The sequence below is a fragment of the Vreelandella neptunia genome, from assembly GCF_022489065.1.
GTDB classification, from domain to species: Bacteria; Pseudomonadota; Gammaproteobacteria; order Pseudomonadales; family Halomonadaceae; genus Vreelandella; species Vreelandella neptunia_A.
Window position 1 is genome coordinate 1 of record NZ_JAKVTW010000054.1, and the last position, 1,382, is coordinate 1,382.

Genomic DNA, 1,382 nt, shown 5'->3' on the forward strand with positions numbered 1-1,382 from the left:
TATATCCATGAAACTGTTGCTACTTGAAGATGATGACTTGCTAGCGGAAAGCTTAGCAGAGAGTCTCAAAGACAACGGTTACCTAGTTGATTTGGCCGCTTCCTTGAAAGCGGCCAAGTCGCTGATGGCAACCGAGCATTATGAACTGGCGATCTTAGATGTCGGTTTGCCCGACGGCTCAGGGCTGGATCTGCTCGCCCAGTGGCGCAGGCAAAAACGCGACACGCCTATTTTGATCCTGACGGCCCGCGATACCTGGGAAGATAAAGTTGTCGGCCTTGAGACGGGGGCCGATGACTATCTCACCAAGCCCTTCCACGAAGCCGAACTGATGGCCCGGCTGAAGGCCTTGCTACGCAGGCCGTCTGGTCAGTTATCTCAAGTGATCACGCTTAACGGCGTTTCGTTGGATGGTGCTGGTCAACGAGTGTGTCTAGAAGGTGAAACGTGGCGTTCGCTCACGGCGACCGAGTTTCGGTTACTACGCTACTTAATGCTGCATCCTGATCGCATTCACTCGAAAGAGCAGCTACTAGAGCAGCTCTATGCATTGGATCAGGATGCCGCCGCGCCTAACTTGGTCGAAGTCTATGTCGCTCGTCTGCGTCGTTATCTAGGCAAATCCATTATCCAAACTCGCCGCGGCCAGGGGTATTTCTTTGCTTCACATTGATCGGCGCAGTTTACGTTTTCGACTACTCGCCTGGCTAGGCGGCGTGGCGCTATTCGTGGTGGTGACGACCTGGCTACTGCATGGCATATTGTTACAGAATCTTGCTCGGGATTTTTTGGGTGAGCGTCTTCAGCGCGAAGCCAATCATGCGGTCGCACAGCTAGAGCAGGATCAATCGGCTGTCCCGACTGCGCTAGACTCGGTTAGCCAAGGCTATCAAGTCTTTCATCATCTCTACGTACTCCGCTTTAACGGCTTGATCAGCGCTTCTGACCCACAGTGGCAACAACAGCTGGCACCGTTGCTAAATGAAAGCGGCGATGCCCTAATAGACGTGAATCGTGGAACGCAGCACATGCTCGTCTACCGACGTCATTTTGAGTGGCAGGGCACACAGGGTGTGCTGCTAGTGGGTGAGGATTTTTCTCAAGTAGAAGCAGGGCTTGCAACTTTGCACTGGTGGGTAGGTGGGATTGCCGCTGTGCTTTTAGGGATGCTCATCATACTCAATATGCTAGCGGTTAACCGTGGGCTCACGCCACTTTGGCAACTGCGTCAACAACTTGAAGCCTTGCGATCAGGCAAACGTGATCGCTTGTTATTAGTAGCCCCTTCCGAGCTAGATGAATTAGTCGACCAGTTGAACTGGTTTATGGATGATATCGATCATCGATTACAACGCTCGCGGGAATCAGTCGCCAATCTTTCT

Annotated in this window: 1 protein-coding gene and 1 pseudogene; both read left to right on the plus strand. The window is 52.5% G+C overall.

Going from position 1 to position 1,382, the window contains the following annotated elements; translation table 11 throughout:
• The first annotated feature begins 7 nt into the window (after nt 1-7).
• A complete protein-coding gene (locus MLE19_RS22780; protein WP_306420934.1) occupies nt 8-673 on the plus strand; it encodes a response regulator transcription factor in 666 nt (221 codons plus the stop codon).
• Nucleotides 660-1,382: pseudogene (locus MLE19_RS22785) on the plus strand (ATP-binding protein); the annotation flags it as partial. The gene MLE19_RS22780 and the pseudogene MLE19_RS22785, both read left to right, overlap by 14 nt.